Annotated in this window: 21 protein-coding genes; 1 reads left to right on the forward strand and 20 read right to left on the reverse strand. The window is 37.8% G+C overall.

The window, feature by feature from the left end; all coding sequences use genetic code 11:
• The 4 genes from terL to KI375_RS07990 are packed head-to-tail and all read right to left on the reverse strand — an operon-like array spanning position 1 to position 3098.
• Positions 1–1578, reverse strand: coding sequence for a phage terminase large subunit (terL, locus tag KI375_RS07975; RefSeq protein ID WP_244852414.1), 1578 nt, complete (start codon positions 1576–1578; stop codon positions 1–3).
• Positions 1568–2476: a terminase small subunit gene (locus KI375_RS07980; RefSeq protein ID WP_212972963.1), complete on the reverse strand. Its 909-nt coding sequence runs from the start codon at positions 2474–2476 to the stop codon at positions 1568–1570. The genes terL and KI375_RS07980 overlap by 11 nt, the downstream gene beginning before the upstream one ends.
• Positions 2477–2534: 58 nt before the next feature.
• On the reverse strand, positions 2535–2897 hold the full coding sequence (locus tag KI375_RS07985; RefSeq protein WP_212972964.1) for a DUF2513 domain-containing protein: 363 nt from the start codon (positions 2895–2897) through the stop codon (positions 2535–2537).
• Positions 2898–2912: 15 nt separating this feature from the next.
• Positions 2913–3098, reverse strand: a complete 186-nt coding sequence (locus KI375_RS07990) for a hypothetical protein (RefSeq protein ID WP_212972965.1) — start codon at positions 3096–3098, stop codon at positions 2913–2915.
• Positions 3099–3212: 114 nt separating this feature from the next.
• Here KI375_RS07990 and KI375_RS28125 point away from each other — a divergent pair, with 114 nt between their 5' ends.
• Complete coding sequence (locus KI375_RS28125; RefSeq protein ID WP_244852417.1) at positions 3213–3374, forward strand: DUF8096 family protein; 162 nt, start codon at positions 3213–3215, stop codon at positions 3372–3374.
• A 120-nt stretch (positions 3375–3494) separates the two neighbouring features.
• Here the strand turns inward: KI375_RS28125 and KI375_RS07995 are convergent, their stop codons facing one another.
• From KI375_RS07995 to KI375_RS08065, 16 genes are all read right to left on the reverse strand, one after another.
• A complete protein-coding gene (locus tag KI375_RS07995) occupies positions 3495–3980 on the reverse strand; it encodes a sigma factor-like helix-turn-helix DNA-binding protein (RefSeq protein WP_212972966.1) in 486 nt (161 codons plus the stop codon).
• 56 nt (positions 3981–4036) lie between these two features.
• The gene (locus tag KI375_RS27660) at positions 4037–4165 is read right to left on the reverse strand and encodes a hypothetical protein (protein ID WP_280528632.1); all 129 of its coding nucleotides are present in this window, start codon (positions 4163–4165) and stop codon (positions 4037–4039) included.
• A 94-nt stretch (positions 4166–4259) separates the two neighbouring features.
• A complete protein-coding gene (locus KI375_RS08000) occupies positions 4260–5234 on the reverse strand; it encodes a DUF4435 domain-containing protein (protein WP_212972967.1) in 975 nt (324 codons plus the stop codon).
• Positions 5221–6720: an AAA family ATPase gene (locus tag KI375_RS08005; protein ID WP_212972968.1), complete on the reverse strand. Its 1500-nt coding sequence runs from the start codon at positions 6718–6720 to the stop codon at positions 5221–5223. The genes KI375_RS08000 and KI375_RS08005 overlap by 14 nt, the downstream gene beginning before the upstream one ends.
• 60 nt (positions 6721–6780) lie before the next feature.
• On the reverse strand, positions 6781–6978 hold the full coding sequence (locus tag KI375_RS08010) for an XtrA/YqaO family protein (protein ID WP_212972969.1): 198 nt from the start codon (positions 6976–6978) through the stop codon (positions 6781–6783).
• 86 nt (positions 6979–7064) lie between these two features.
• Positions 7065–7388: a hypothetical protein gene (locus tag KI375_RS08015; RefSeq protein ID WP_212972970.1), complete on the reverse strand. Its 324-nt coding sequence runs from the start codon at positions 7386–7388 to the stop codon at positions 7065–7067.
• Positions 7389–7934: 546 nt separating this feature from the next.
• Entirely contained in the window at positions 7935–8108 is a 174-nt protein-coding gene (locus tag KI375_RS08020) for a DUF3954 domain-containing protein (RefSeq protein WP_244852419.1), read from the reverse strand.
• A gap of 236 nt (positions 8109–8344) precedes the next feature.
• The gene (locus tag KI375_RS08025; protein ID WP_212972971.1) at positions 8345–8593 is read right to left on the reverse strand and encodes a hypothetical protein; all 249 of its coding nucleotides are present in this window, start codon (positions 8591–8593) and stop codon (positions 8345–8347) included.
• Complete coding sequence (locus tag KI375_RS08030) at positions 8590–8760, reverse strand: hypothetical protein (RefSeq protein WP_212972972.1); 171 nt, start codon at positions 8758–8760, stop codon at positions 8590–8592. Before KI375_RS08030 ends, KI375_RS08025 begins: the two co-directional genes overlap by 4 nt.
• A gap of 114 nt (positions 8761–8874) precedes the next feature.
• Complete coding sequence (locus tag KI375_RS08035) at positions 8875–9075, reverse strand: DUF6877 family protein (protein ID WP_212972973.1); 201 nt, start codon at positions 9073–9075, stop codon at positions 8875–8877.
• A complete protein-coding gene (locus KI375_RS08040; protein ID WP_212972974.1) occupies positions 9053–9601 on the reverse strand; it encodes a hypothetical protein in 549 nt (182 codons plus the stop codon). The genes KI375_RS08035 and KI375_RS08040 overlap by 23 nt, the downstream gene beginning before the upstream one ends.
• A 12-nt stretch (positions 9602–9613) precedes the next feature.
• Positions 9614–10972, reverse strand: coding sequence for a DNA cytosine methyltransferase (locus tag KI375_RS08045; RefSeq protein WP_212972975.1), 1359 nt, complete (start codon positions 10970–10972; stop codon positions 9614–9616).
• A gap of 23 nt (positions 10973–10995) precedes the next feature.
• Complete coding sequence (locus KI375_RS08050; protein ID WP_212972976.1) at positions 10996–11790, reverse strand: MmcB family DNA repair protein; 795 nt, start codon at positions 11788–11790, stop codon at positions 10996–10998.
• The gene (locus KI375_RS08055) at positions 11787–12218 is read right to left on the reverse strand and encodes a hypothetical protein (RefSeq protein ID WP_212972977.1); all 432 of its coding nucleotides are present in this window, start codon (positions 12216–12218) and stop codon (positions 11787–11789) included. Before KI375_RS08055 ends, KI375_RS08050 begins: the two co-directional genes overlap by 4 nt.
• A gap of 15 nt (positions 12219–12233) precedes the next feature.
• A complete protein-coding gene (locus tag KI375_RS08060) occupies positions 12234–12749 on the reverse strand; it encodes a Holliday junction resolvase RecU (RefSeq protein WP_280528633.1) in 516 nt (171 codons plus the stop codon).
• Positions 12746–12922, reverse strand: coding sequence for a DUF6011 domain-containing protein (locus KI375_RS08065; RefSeq protein ID WP_212972979.1), 177 nt, complete (start codon positions 12920–12922; stop codon positions 12746–12748). Before KI375_RS08065 ends, KI375_RS08060 begins: the two co-directional genes overlap by 4 nt.
• Positions 12923–13021 lie beyond the last annotated feature (99 nt).

The raw sequence follows: 13021 nt of genomic DNA on the forward strand, positions 1-13021 counted from the left end.
TTATCTCCTCCTTCCTTTAGGTCTTTGTCTTGATGGTCTTCCTTTCTGGTAGTCATCTAACTTATCAATTCTGTTTTGCAAAATTTCCGCAATCCCTGTAGTAGCATCTTGAGCATCGTCATGAGTGTTATTACCTTCTCGTTGGTACTCGTTCATGGACTTATAATATTCTGGCCAACGCGCCTTCCAGTCAACGGGAAATAGAACCCTTTTCATTACAAACGGACTGTTTGATATGATTCGCGCCCTCTTGTTTTTTGATTGATGAAATGAATGAATAATTACACCTGACTTCTCGTTAATCCCCTTGATTTCTCTTTTGACGTTCCTAGCATATCCTTCTCCTCCATTGTTTGACTCGAATATAGCAAGGTTAACCCTATTTTCTTCCAGTTGCTTTGCAGTAAGGGGTTCTGTTTCTTCCATGTCCTCTTTCGTATACATAACATCTAATACATAACCATAGCCCCGATATTCTCCAACAACTACGGTACATAGGTAATCATCACCTTGATCTGCAGTGTCCGTATAAGAAAAGATCCTTTCTAAAAGCAAGTTCCCATTTTCGTCTTTCGGGATCTCTGTATACGTTTTGAAATATTTATACAGCTTTCCTCTATGGTCTATCGTCTTCTGGTGGTAATTCGCCCAAAAAACGCCCTCTTCCATTTCATCTTTGAAGTAATCGTATCGATGAGAAGAAAGAAGGTCCTCACAAAGCATTTCTCCGGTCTCTTTACTTTTCACTTCGATTTTAAGGGTAAACCATTCACCTTTTCCTTTTCCGTCAAGGATGCGACCGCACAAGTCTTTTTTAGACCACCTGGTCATATTGACAATTTCAATTGGACGGCCACCCGCTTCCTCTAAACGAGAAAGGAATGTACCTGTGTACCATAACCATTGCTTATCAAGCGTTCTTTCGTTATAAGCTTCCTCTGCATTCTTAATAGGATCATCAACGATAAGTATGTTTCCTCCCTTACCTGTTACAGAACCACCAAGCCCAGCTCCTTTATAGCTAAAGTGTTTACCCTCTAGCGACCATTGTCGATAAGAAGAATCACCACGTTTGATGTGCACTTCAGGAAAGATATCCGAATACACAAGCTCCATAAGGCTTGACTTTTCCTCATTTATCCCATCACGCGTGTAGCGACTAAAATCGGTGGCCAAATCTTCATTGTAAGATGCAGTTATAATCTTGTTATCCTGTTCTTTCCCTAGGACCCACTGACAAAACAGAATCAATGTCCTAGATTTCCCATGACGCGGTGGTATGTTAATAAGAAGCTTCACAAACGGATCTTTTTTGTCCGGAATGTTATCCCATTCAAATTCATTCATGAACCAATCAGGAGCAATAGATGCAGCGAGCTCTCGAAAATATGATTTAGTTAATTTCTTTTCATACAAGGATTCCAAAGTCTTGGCATATAACTTTAGGTACCATCGTTCCTCTTTATAGAAATCTGGTGCCATAGTTTTACAGAAATCCCAAAAGCTTTCCCGAGAGAGCAATGCTCTCATCCTCATAGCGCGTCTTAACTTTTCTTCTAATACAACTCTACGATTCATCAAATTTACTCAACGCCTTCTCCAGTTCTTCATCTGACAAAGAAGAAAGATCGATATTATTATCGATAATATTGAACGACGTTTCTTTCTCAGCCGCTTTTTTCTGAAGTTCGAGCTTAGCGTCATCCATTTTTATAGAGTGTTTAATCTTTTCCTCCTGCAGCCGCTTTTTATCATTTTCGGACAACAGATCGAAGTACTTGGACAGCATTTCAAAAGCCTTCATTTTGTCAGCTAGTTTTATAGAAATACCGTCTCTCCCTTGTTTTACTTCTGTCACAATGGAACCATCCACTTGATCAGATTCATTCAAATCTACATAGCTGTAATAATTCATAACTGGATCGCCTTTGTCATCGGTCAATGGCCGACCTTGCTCATCACGTTCTGGAACTTCCCTGCCCCCGAATGCTACATAGTCAGTTATATCGGCAAAAGCAATGTCGATATATTTTTGAAGAATGTCTTTAACATCCAGCTTTAAATCTGCAGTATGTTCTTTTTTCAAACGATCAATTTCGGAGCTTATCTTAGGGTTTCTTAGGTGTTTGTGCCCTTCAACCATCGCGGTTGTATACGCACACTCATATGCCTTCTGATATGCCTTAGTAGCATTGAAATATTTAATGTAGTAAATACAGAAAAGCCGTTGCTTGTCCGTTAAGTTTACAGATTCTACAGATGGATCTTTTATCTCTTTTTTCGGTTGCATCCCTTTTGCAGGGGTTGCAACCTTTTTCGGTTTGGTTGCATCCTTTTTAGTCGGATCTCTCGACCAACCTTCGCGGCTTTTTCTACTCTTAAGGGTCCCTAGCTTTACATCATGTTTCTCTGCCAATGCAGATAATGTAATCTTAGTTGTTTCCCACTCTCTCTTTATATCTTCCCAGTTAGGCATTTTACATATCACCGCCACCTCCGAATTTTAGGCATAAGAAAAAGCACCACATTGGGTGCTATTCTAAACCGAATAAGTTTTTCATTTGCAACTTAGCGTATTCTTTTAATACTTCAATCGGAACATTACCAATCTCTAAACCTTTTTGTTTAATTCCTGCCTTAGTCTTGCTCCACACGTCATCATTTCTAATTGAATCTAGAAATTCATGCCCTTCCCATGTTATAGAGGCAAACATCCACATCGGTTTGTTGTCAGCCCATTTAGTGTTATTTTTTATGAAACCTGCTTGGTCTAAAATTTTTAGGTGGTAGGCCACAAATTCTCTATCCCAATCATCTGGAATATCAAGTTCTCTTCTATCATTATTACTTTCGATTAATAACAATAATTCTCTTACAAGCTCCATATTTCTTTTCATAATATCCCCCTAAAACTATTTCCCTATTTCCTCGACGTTTATTTTCTTGCTGTCCTTGTAGCTAATTATGTATAAATCTTCCGTAACCAAATACTCGTCACCCATGACCACTTGTCTCTTAGCCTTATTTACATTGGTTTTTGTTACAAATTCAATGTTTCTGCCATCTCTAAGAAGAATATTAACTTTGTACTTACTCATGGAACATTCCTCCTTTATGTCTATATTTCGACACATAGGCTAAATGTCCTGCCTTCATTATCAAATTTTATGCTAATATATATAAGGCACAGAAAGGATCTGATCACCATAGATATGGAAAAATATGATCTCAATACGATTTACGTTTTAAAGGAGCACCCTGATATTAAGAGTGGTCGTTGTGATAACTGCGATACTGCTGCTTTTCACAGTTACATAGAAGAGAGTAAATTAATCCGCAAATGTAAGTCCTGCGGAATGATGAAGAGTATTTAATTACCTACAAAAAGAGAGACCGGTTGGCAATCCGATCTCCAAATACTATTTTCATTGAGTGGCGGTATCCGTTTCCGACAGATGGCGCCGTGTTAATAAGTCTTCACTTATTAGTGGCGATCATATGACATTCGTATGACACGATAATTTTCTTTTTATTTTATTCTTCGCTCTTTCGATAAATTTCTGAACAGTAGGCTTCTTGATGTTAAGTTCGTCAGCTATCTCTTGCATACTCCAACCTTGAGACATGTGGAGCAAATAACACTGTCTCTCTCTATGTGATAGATCAATTAATATATTCATGAGTGCTTGTTTTTCATCGTTTTCCAAATCCCTTGGCTCGGGAGTAATATCCAAGCTTGGCATGAGTTCCATATCTACCAAAGCAGTGCGTTGATAAACGGACCTCCTATCAATCCCCCTAAGATTCCCTGGTCTTCTCCCTGTTTTCATCCAATCGAGAGCAAAGGACATATCACTGATCATGCTATTAATATGTTTCTTATCTTGTCTGTCCAAATCAGAATCGCCCAAATTCTGTTTCATTCTCCCCAGTTCCCTGCGCCCGCCTTCATACTGAATAATCATTTTGTCCGCCCACATAAATGATGCCCCCTTATCGTTGTCTGAATGAACCTCTATACTAGCGAAATACCGGCTTACCCATACCCATGAGATACTGTATCTGATTGAGTTAAATCTTCTCTACGGTACTTCGATGGCTTTTTAGTGACCTCTTCATAATCTCGTTTTCGGTCCTTTAATTGGTCTTGTAATGGTTGATTCATCTCTTCAAGTCCTTTCCGAGAAAATGAAAAGAGGACAACAAATGACACAGCTGAATGCTGTCATCAAATGCTGTCCTCTGGTTGGCCAGGCAGACTAAGTAATTTCATTTTCAATTGATTCTATTAGCTGTTTAAACATTACTGAATTCTTAGGAATCCATTCATTTTTAAGAGTATTTTCAATACTATTTCTATCTACGTTATTAACATACCTCATACTAGTAAATGTTTTAAATAATATAGCTAAAGATCCAAGTATAAATTTCCCGCTAATAAAGTATCGAAAAAAATCCAATCCTTCAGACTCCTCATTAATCTCTCTAGCTCCGGCTATTAACAAAAAGCTATCATGACTAAAGTTATCTTTTATTCTTTGTATGGTTAAGTTTATTTCTGATAGTTCCTTTTCTAAAAACTTTTCAATCCTCTCCGCTGTGGGCACCCCCCTATCTTCCAATGAATCATCATTTATTATCCTTTCGGGTTTTATTTTTACAATTTTGGAAAACTTATTGATGCCATCCTCAGATAATAAAATTTCCGTTTTTCCTCTGAAGTGAAGTTCTCTGAAATAAGCCAATTGGGAATAAGGAACATATATCGTAGCTAGATGTTGTAACTCTTGAACTAATACATTATATTGATCAATAGTAGTGCAATTAAAAAATCTTCCAAATAGGAGTTTTAAAATCTCAGAGTCGAATAAATAGTTCTCTAACTCGTAATAATCATAGTAGAATACATTTTTGTCATCACTTTCTTCACCTAAGTGGAAATCAAAGTCCCGATCAATAAGACAAAAAACTTGATTAAATTTGGTTTTATTTTCACTATATGCATCTAATGCTCTCTTCTTTCCACCCATTTTTTCATCTAAGCTGCCCAATACAACCTTGAACGGAAGACTTCCATTATTATAAAAGTAATAATACTTTTGTAACACTTGTATGTCGTCAACACCTTCAACAATCAATAGTGGAGGACCATCGTATGGCTCACCAGTAAAATGTTCAGTAGAGACTATTGAATCGACAGTTTCTGTAATAGAAGAACCTTTAGTAATTAGCATCTATATCACCTAATTGATGGATAAAATTACCATACTTATTCATATTTGCAACAAAAGGCGAATGGGTTGCAATTAACAAATTGGTTTTTTCATTTTTCAGCAAGTGGTTTAAGAGTTTATTTTGCCAAGAGACATGTAAGGATAGCTCAGGTTCGTCAATTATTACAAAAGGATCTAATGGGCCATCGCGTAAGGCCAATCCATAGTAGGACAATATAGTTATTAACTGTTTTTCTCCTGTAGACAACCTTGAAAAAGGCTTAGAAAAAGAAATATCATACTTTTTCGAATCCATGTTAATCTTTAGTTTGTTATTAAAAAACATATCAAAACCCTCACTTATAAAGCGATATGGTTCTAATAGTTTCTCTTGCTTTGCAATATGATCACTATACAAATTTAACAACTGATCTACAGTATCCATATCAATTGAAAAACCGAATAACAACGATTTTATTATATCGTTGATACCTTTATCAGTTACCTTTTTTTCTTTCTTGCCATTTTTAATCCCCCCCCTGTTGTTAGCTAGATCAATATTGATATTCCCATTTTTATTCATTAGTGATACCAATTCCTTATTACGTAAGTTGCGTTTATCATAGAAATTATGCACCTTATCTTTTTCTATTGATAGCTCTAGTTTATCCGCCAACTCTTCCAATAAGAAAGGTGCTTTAGTATTCATTTCAGTATTAATTTCAAAGTGACCGAGTTTTCGATCCTCATCTTTATACAATCTTTCTATAACTGCCTGAATGAAGTTTTTTAATAACTCATTAAGCCCTTCCGAGTTAAAAGCCCTCAGATCATCTGAATACTTTTTATAAACAATTTCAATATCTTTATCCCCTACCCCAATGACCCTTCGATCATTTAAAAAGTCATGCATCTTGAATTCTACTTTTTTATCGAGATCATAAAATATGTAATCAGATTTTCTATCAGTTGTATTCTCTAGCAAATTTTTTATATCATTATCAATTCGTCGATAGGTTGGAAAATATAATAAAGACTTTCTTATCTCGCTAATAAATCGTAATGTTATATGTTTTTTTATTAGATCATTAATAGAATTGTTCTTAGGCACTCTAAAAATACCATATTCATCTTCATCGCTTGGATCCTCATCCTCGTTACAAAAGATAAATTGAAACCCGCCTCTCGGAGGATTTAAGCGACTTACCTCTATGGAATAAATTATATCACCAACCAAATAATCAACCTTAATGCAATCACTGTCTACTATCCTTATTTCCATTTTTTTTATATTCAGCTTGTTTGGGGTAAAGATCATTTCAGTTTCCCTGAACTTTTTTCCAAAAAACCATTCGAAGTTTCCATTTAAAGCATAATATATATGATTTAATATCGTAGTTTTTCCTGAACCATTATCCCCTGTTATGATATATAATTTATTTTCCAGAGATAGCGTTGTTGGTTCTTTACTTTCGAAAAGGTTATGAATGACTACCTTTTTTAACATGATTACCTCCATTGATTAAGTATTTTTATAATTGGACTTGTCGCTAGAGGAGATTTGATATTAGAACTCTTCTCCTTCCTCCCTTCTCATCCGCTTCACTTTCCCCTGATGCGTAACAATCCTGTACTCTCCATGCGGAGGAAGTTCTCTAACTTTCGCTTTTCCATCACAAATCACAATCACACAACTGGATGGCATTTCCATTATATCAAACTCTAGTATATTTGTATTAGGTATTTCGCTATCTTTAAAAATCATTTTCTCTTCCCCTCCCTAAAAATATAAAAAAACACCAAACACGCCGCCCTAGCGTTAATTTGGTGCCCTCGGTTTTTCCGTTGGGACTATTGTTTAATTTTTATTTCTTCTGGTAATTCATCAAACTTTTTTAATAGAGATTCCACTCTTGCCATCCAGTCTATTTCTTCATCAGTTCCATGCATATAATCTGCTGCTGCATACACAAATTCATATAAAACTTCTAGCAATCTTTGTTCTTTGTACATACGGAAGTATTTCCCTCCAAAACTGACCTTTCCCGTATTTTTGTCCAACCATATGAAAGGAGTATCTGATTCGTCAACAACTACTAATTTATCCTCAAAAACCTCATGCTCTTTAAACCTTAAATTATAAGCAGTATGCTTTGTTTCAATATCTCTTCCCATTTAAATAACCTCCTGTTTTATAATTTCTTATCTAGTGAGTCCTTTATTAAAATGCGTCTTTCCACATATCTGAGTAATATCTTTTTATGTTCTTTTTCCAATCTTCGCTATTAGTAGCTGTAAGCAAGAACGCTACTATGACTAAAGGGAAATAAAGAACGGAAATTATGAAAAATGTTTTAAGGCCTATGGATCTAAGTATTTTAAAAATCACGTTATCCCCCCTACTCTTGATTAGCTTTATATGTTTTTCAAAGTCCTCTTCACCTTTAACATATTGATTGAACAAAGACTTAACGGTAGAAATAAAACTCGGTCCAATTCCTTTTCGTGTTTATTCAATATTTGTTTTATTTTTCTCTCTGGACTACACGAGCAATCTTTCTTGCTGCAATACCTAAGTCCATTTGTATATCTTGACAATTCAACTATCAGATTTAAAATAATAGGCCGTATAGATTCTTTGTCTTCACCTTCATACCCACAATCGAAATCATTTTGATATGTTTCTATTACCCCTTTTAGCATCATGACCTTTTCCATTAGCTACACCTTCCTACTACTTTTATCTACCAGCCTGTCCACTTTTCCACCTAGCAGAACCACCGTTACTTCTCCGTAATCCGGTAATGTATGTTCAATCAAGCGCCCTTCCTTGACCACATACATCTTTTTATCGTCTAATAAATCAATTACCGCCTTTGTCCCTTCGTCATGCAATCTAACCCCTCCTATACTGATTTGGATGCTGTAACACATATTTTTGTCCAGAAACATGTATTACTGTTGGTATCCCTTTTTTAACCTTATCGATCGTTACGATTGGTCTGTACTTGTCCCCTTTTTGTCGCATTTGGATTCCCCTCTTTTATTTGAATAAGGTCACCAGTGTATAAATAACTCCAACGAGTAAATTAAAATTTGATAGCCTGTTTTTTATACCTTCCAACCGTTCCTTATCCATTGGCTAGTCCCCCTTGAATCGTGTTGTTAACTTTAGCGTTTAATCCTTTTCTCAACGCCGCCTCTGCCCTGCCTTTTGCATTTAACATAGATTCATAACCTAAAATTAATTTCGTTCCAACAACGTGATCAATCTGCATTTCCGGAAACCCGTCTGTAGCATTATTTAAAACCTTCTGCAATTGTTCTGCGCTCATGCCCTCAGTTTCTACAACTTTATAAAGACGAAATGATTCACTCATCCTTCTACCTCCGCCCCTAATATCTTGCGTTCACAATTATCACAAAACGCCGGATTAACAGGCATTCCATAGCAACCGCACATGTAGCCACTACAACAAAATTCCGGTTCGTAATTGTCTGGAACCTCGATAGGTTTCCCGCAAGCATTACATTCCCATTTTTTCATCCCTCTACCTCCCTAAGAGCTATTTCCTTCTACCACAAACGATGCAACGATTTGTGTAATAATTGTATCTGTGCTTATTTTTGAATCTGCAGTCGAACCAATGCTTTAGCTTTTTCATTCCTGTGTCAACCTCCCTTTATTGGGGTAATTGTTTTCTGGAACAAACCGTTTAGCGAAGCGCAGCTGTTGCTCGATGTATGGATCATCCTCATTCCCTCCGGATGCCAGCCAGTCACCAATTCGTTGGTTTATGTCCATCAATACTGCTAAGGGTAGTTTGCTCGCTATTTGGTTAATTTCCTGCAGAGGACTCATAGCCGTCCCTCCAAACTAAGAGCCGTTTAGGTTCATATCCCTTGAAATGGTGAACTCTAGCGTCATAACACCTTTCGTTTAAGATTTTTCCTTCCTGGTCTCTGTCTTTCAAACAAAATTTATCTGGATGCAGGGTGACGAGGTATCCTTTATCAATCACTTTCATTTTGCTATTTGACATAACTTCAACAAATTCAAATTGTTTGGGGTATTCCATTTCTATTTCCTCTTTTGTGAATTCAGTTACTTTCATTGGAACTAGGTCCAAGTAACTCACGTAGCAATGCTTACTTCGTGAAGAAAAGGATTGATCGCAGTATGCCCCAGGTTGAACCCCATTAATAAAGCCGAGGGTCCCTTTATTTAAATTTGTCTGTTTAATCTCACCATTTCCCGAAGGGTGCGAAGCCACCTCCCCCATAAACTTCAACAATGGGGCGGACGAAATTTGTAAAAACCATGGCAAGTTGCGCTCCTTTGTTCTTCTTTCCTCTTTCATAAGTTCATCCAGAGTTATTTGGTGCATTCTTTCTCCTCCCTAACTGCCAACAACAGCTTTATATTCGTATTTCTCAACACACAATTCTGGCAAGTTTGATCGTACTAGAGCTTCTGCAAATGGTGGTGGGACTGAATTACCGCACCTTGCAACTTGCTGTGTTTTCGGGTATTTATTACCCTCATGGTCACGATCGATAATATAGTTGTCCGGGAAACCCTGTGCTTTGAATAGTTCATGTGGCTGGAGCATCCTCATGCCGATGTCTGTTATTCTGTATTGCTCCCCAGCAACTGTTATTAATCCGAATCTGTCTTTAGTCGGAATGGTATGCAGCGCTTCATGGAGCGACTGTCCAACTCCTTGACCGTAATATTTAATCAAGAATGCTGTAACTAGAGCATGATGGTCTCTCATGGTTATTGTGTGCAATGGTTCATCAATTCCAATTCCTGCTCCCTTATAGTTTCCACCGTAATGTTTAGCTAGGAATGCTGTTACAAGACCGAACCTATTGGCTGTCGGTATAGTTGCCAATGGTCTGTGAAGACTGTTGGCCCTTGTCTCCTTGCCTTGGTGGGTGTAATAGTGCTGTACAAAACACGCTTTGTCCTCAACAATGTAGGGATTGTCTGACTCAATCACATATTTCTTTAATCCCCTAGCAATCCGAATCAAGCTATTCTCTTTCAGCGGAATTTTACGATTGAAAATGCTGGGAGCAGGAATCGACCAATCAATAATCTCCCCTGCAGTCCTATACGGTTTTTTTAACCCTAACTGGACATTTACCTCACTCGGATCACCGTGTGTTGGTTCTGGCCATTCGATTGAACGGCCATCGCATCTAGCAATCAAGAACAATCTCTTTCGTGTTGTAGGAGCACCATAATCACAAGCTTTTAATTCCTTCCACTCGATTTCATAACCATGTTTTCGGAACTGATGGACAAATGATTTAAAGGTATATCCTTTTCTATTTGGATCTGGTTTCCCGTCCTTAATCGGTCCCCAGGTTTTAAATTCCTCTACATTTTCCAAGATGATCACTCTCGGTTGAACAGTAGCTGCCCATCTAAGTGCTACCCAAGCAAGGCCCTTGATTTTCTTACTAACTGGCTTACCGCCCTTAGCCTTGGAAAAATGCTTGCAATCTGGTGATAACCAGCAAAGAGCGACCTTCCGACCTTGAACAACCTTCTGGGGATCAACATCCCAAACACTCTCACAGTAGTGCTCAGTATCGGGGTGGTTTGCTTTATGCATTGCTATAGCTGCTGGATCATGGTTGATTGCAATATCTACATTTAAGCCAGTTGCCATCTCAATCCCTGATGATGCGCCACCACCACCTGCGAAATTATCGACAATGATTTCCCGAAATAAGTCTAGTTGCATTGATAATCACCCTTAGATAGTTTTTATGCATTTTCCTTTTTCTTGTAATTTCCGTACAGCCGCTCACTTATATCTTTTATATCCCTCAAATCTCTTTCCAAGTGAGGTGGTAGAGCTGTGCTCAATGCTCGATCAATGTCCACAGCAAATCTCCATCGATAGTGAAAATTAAACCCGTGTCGCCGAAGAACCTTTGCAATTTCCTTAACAATTTCACTGCTTTCGTTCAGATTTTCATTTTCTCGTTTCAATGACATGTTTTCTGATTCCAGCCTGGAAACCTCATCAATTAACTTTGAATTCACTTTACGCCCCAGCTGCTGAGAGTTTATTTTATCCTGGACATACTCCTCGAAATATTCACGCTTTGATGTAAAGAAAGGGTACTGTGCATTATCCAATCGATTCATGATGATGTAATAAAACATTTCGTATGGCATTTCTATATTTCGAATTTTTCCTTTCCTACGGGTTCGCAACGTCTGCTTTTCAGGTTGATAATAAATAAGACCTATATCCTCTGGAAGTTCATTTGGTTGGATCATACCTTCAGGAACCACAAAATCTAATCGATGGCAGTAATGCTTGTATGCTGTCCACTTTTCGTCACTTAAAAAGTCGCTTCTGGATACTTTGATCTCATATCCAGTAATTAAGGGGTTAACCCAGCTTTTCTTGATTGCCAGTCCGTCCATGATATATAGATCATTACCAATATGGGTTGGTCCATTTTTTACCTCTGTGAGAAAAAAATCATTTGTTCTTTCGTGCTTTTTTGCTAAGGCCTGTTTTATTTCATGAGCTCTAACTTTCCTCAACGTTTTTCACTCCTGTCCTCGTTGCTTTCCCGCCACTTCTTGATTCGCGCATCCGCAAATGGTTTTCCTAACCATGTAGTCAATTCTTCGAGATAAAACGGCTCGTGACACCGTGGGCAATTGGGAATCATTTTTCTCCCGCGATATTGTTTTTCTAATTTCTTAATGGCGACCAGCCACGGCTTGTAATTAATTATCTGCTTTCGTTGTTCCAGTAGGTTTTCAACCTGCTGCTGCATTCTTTCGCCATTCATCGCTAGCTCGTACATGGCATCATATGGATCAACTACAGCTCCGCAACTTTGACAAGTAATACGCCTATTTTTTGTGTCGATCATAAAGCGACGTTTTTTACATTTACAGATTTTCTCAAGTCCTCGATTGATTCTTATCTGATCAAGACCAATGATTTTATCTGGCAAATCCAAAGTAAAAACCTCCTTTTAAACATGCTTTAAATAATGCAGCACATAACCTTTATCACTTGTGATTAAATCGCAATTCATTAAGAATTCTTCGTAAGGAATTGATTTTCTTCCGTCTCCTACATAACCCTCCCATGCCTCCTGTAACTGTTTGAAAGGCAAAAGGTATATTTCGTTTCGTTTTGTATAAGAAATGATAAGAAAGGATTTTGCGCCTTTCTGGTACCATGATTCGAGCAATAAGAATTGATGGTGTGTTATGTTGGCGAGTGGGAAGCGTGTTGTCTCCCTTGTCTCTTTAGCATCAAATACGATTGATCGACCGTCATATACTCCCACATAATCTACCCATTCTCCCTTTTTTGTGTACCCAGTTACCGTTCGTCCGTTATGCTTCGTTATCTGTACGGGAGTAGGGACCTTACGGATATCGGCGATTCCTTTGGTTTGGTATTGTCGATTTGTCATGTCTACCAGTCTCTCAAGTTGTGCTCCACGATTAGCATAAGATCTGTTATACAAAGAACCTTTCACGCTCTCAACCCTTTCTGATACTCCAATTCTTCGAAAATGGTAATCTGGATTTTTTCGAATTCTGCGTCTGCAGCTTCCTGCTTTTTCTTGCAAACCGGTCCATATCCGGCATCAATGCTCTTTTCGCTTTTCAATACTCTCCCGCAACGTTTACAGCGTCCCTGCTCATTCATTGCTGTTCTTTCCTTATCGAGTCACGAAGCGCTTTTTCGTAACAACTTGTGCAGAGATAGCTACCGTTTCTTCGTACTGGATAGGATTTACAATCGATA

Source organism: Bacillus sp. J14TS2, from assembly GCF_018333015.1.
GTDB lineage: Bacteria > Bacillota > Bacilli > Bacillales > Bacillaceae_C > Lederbergia.

Excerpts from the sequence above, each read along its gene's own strand:
- KI375_RS08015 (WP_212972970.1), bottom strand. The coding sequence starts at position 7,388 with ATGGGAAGAGATATTGAAACAAAGCATACTGCTTATAATTTAAGGTTT.
- KI375_RS08065 (WP_212972979.1), bottom strand. The coding sequence starts at position 12,922 with ATGAATGAGCAGGGACGCTGTAAACGTTGCGGGAGAGTATTGAAAAGC.
- KI375_RS07980 (WP_212972963.1), bottom strand. The coding sequence starts at position 2,476 with ATGCCTAACTGGGAAGATATAAAGAGAGAGTGGGAAACAACTAAGATT.
- KI375_RS08005 (WP_212972968.1), bottom strand. The coding sequence starts at position 6,720 with ATGTTAAAAAAGGTAGTCATTCATAACCTTTTCGAAAGTAAAGAACCA.
- KI375_RS08010 (WP_212972969.1), bottom strand. The coding sequence starts at position 6,978 with ATGATTTTTAAAGATAGCGAAATACCTAATACAAATATACTAGAGTTT.
- KI375_RS07995 (WP_212972966.1), bottom strand. The coding sequence starts at position 3,980 with ATGTGGGCGGACAAAATGATTATTCAGTATGAAGGCGGGCGCAGGGAA.
- KI375_RS08035 (WP_212972973.1), bottom strand. The coding sequence starts at position 9,075 with ATGAGTCCTCTGCAGGAAATTAACCAAATAGCGAGCAAACTACCCTTA.
- KI375_RS08045 (WP_212972975.1), bottom strand. The coding sequence starts at position 10,972 with ATGCAACTAGACTTATTTCGGGAAATCATTGTCGATAATTTCGCAGGT.
- KI375_RS27660 (WP_280528632.1), bottom strand. The coding sequence starts at position 4,165 with ATGAATCAACCATTACAAGACCAATTAAAGGACCGAAAACGAGATTAT.
- terL (WP_244852414.1), bottom strand. The coding sequence starts at position 1,578 with ATGAATCGTAGAGTTGTATTAGAAGAAAAGTTAAGACGCGCTATGAGG.
- KI375_RS08025 (WP_212972971.1), bottom strand. The coding sequence starts at position 8,593 with ATGAGTGAATCATTTCGTCTTTATAAAGTTGTAGAAACTGAGGGCATG.
- KI375_RS28125 (WP_244852417.1), top strand. The coding sequence starts at position 3,213 with ATGGAAAAATATGATCTCAATACGATTTACGTTTTAAAGGAGCACCCT.
- KI375_RS08040 (WP_212972974.1), bottom strand. The coding sequence starts at position 9,601 with ATGCACCAAATAACTCTGGATGAACTTATGAAAGAGGAAAGAAGAACA.
- KI375_RS07985 (WP_212972964.1), bottom strand. The coding sequence starts at position 2,897 with ATGAAAAGAAATATGGAGCTTGTAAGAGAATTATTGTTATTAATCGAA.
- KI375_RS07990 (WP_212972965.1), bottom strand. The coding sequence starts at position 3,098 with ATGAGTAAGTACAAAGTTAATATTCTTCTTAGAGATGGCAGAAACATT.
- KI375_RS08030 (WP_212972972.1), bottom strand. The coding sequence starts at position 8,760 with ATGAAAAAATGGGAATGTAATGCTTGCGGGAAACCTATCGAGGTTCCA.
- KI375_RS08000 (WP_212972967.1), bottom strand. The coding sequence starts at position 5,234 with ATGCTAATTACTAAAGGTTCTTCTATTACAGAAACTGTCGATTCAATA.